This window comes from Peptoniphilus indolicus ATCC 29427 (assembly GCF_000227315.1).
Taxonomy (GTDB): Bacteria; Bacillota; Clostridia; order Tissierellales; family Peptoniphilaceae; genus Peptoniphilus; species Peptoniphilus indolicus.
In genome coordinates this window covers 1-1077 of record NZ_JH165128.1, presented here as the reverse complement: position 1 = coordinate 1077, position 1077 = coordinate 1, and the positions used below count along the sequence as shown (strand labels likewise).

Sequence of the window (1077 nt, the reverse complement as noted above, 5' to 3'; positions counted from 1 at the left end):
AAAATTATATTGATATTTCTGATTTAATTTTACTAGATATGAATTTGCCGGATGGTGATGGACTTGAAATAATAAAATATACTAGAGAAACTTCATCAATTCCTATTATAGTTTTATCAGCCATAGATCTTGAAGCATATATAATTTCAGCCATAAATTTAGGGGCAGATGACTATTTGACAAAACCATTTTCTTTAGGAATATTAGAAGCAAAGATAAAAAGAGCTTTTGAAAAAATAGTGTCTAGTGATTTAAATCTTTATAAGAAAGATGGTCTAGACTTTAATTTCAATGAAAATACTTTCTATGTAGACAATAAAAACATAGATCTCACAAGAACAGAGACAAAAATTTTATACTGTTTGATAAAAAACAAGTCTCAAGTTATTACTAAGGAATTACTATTTGATTTTGTTTGGGGAATAGATGATGAATTTATCGACCAAAATACTCTAAGTGTCAATATTTCTAGAATCAGAAATAAATTAAAACCCTATGACCCAATAGAAACAGTCTTTGGAGTTGGATATAAATGGAAATTTTAATAGGTCTTTTAGTAACTATAATTTGCTTTATTTTATATAAATATATAATTTTAAGAAATGAGATGCGCGAGCTTTCAAATTATATTGATGAAGCTTTTGATGGAAATTTAGAAATTTCTCAATTTGATGAAAAGGAATTGTCTAAAATAAAATCAAAACTCATTAAATTTCTATATGCAAGCCAAGTAAAAGAAAAAAAGCTAAATGCTGAAAAGAATAAAACTAAAGATTTAATAGCAAATATATCCCATCAAACAAAAACGCCTATAACCAATCTTTCTCTATACATTAGCCTACTAGAAGAAGATCCAAAAGATGAGTATATTGAAATTATAAAGTATGAGCTTAATAAACTAAATTTTTTAATTCAAAACCTGGTAAAATCCTCCAGGCTTGAATCGGATATTATAGGTCTACAAAAAAACCAAGCAAATTTAAAAGACATAATAAAAGATGTTTTGAGAGAATTTAAAGTTACAATAGATGAAAAAAACATAAGAATAAATTTGAAAGACGAAGACTTATTGTTCGC

2 protein-coding genes are annotated in these 1077 nt (G+C 26.0%); both read left to right on the top strand.

Features of this window, described 5'->3' with window-relative positions:
• Positions 1-545, top strand: a 545-nt coding sequence (locus HMPREF9129_RS10290; RefSeq protein WP_004823552.1) for a response regulator transcription factor, incomplete at its 5' end; no start/stop codon positions are given.
• Positions 533-1077, top strand: a 545-nt coding sequence (locus HMPREF9129_RS10285) for a sensor histidine kinase (protein ID WP_004823551.1), incomplete at its 3' end; no start/stop codon positions are given. The genes HMPREF9129_RS10290 and HMPREF9129_RS10285, both read left to right, overlap by 13 nt.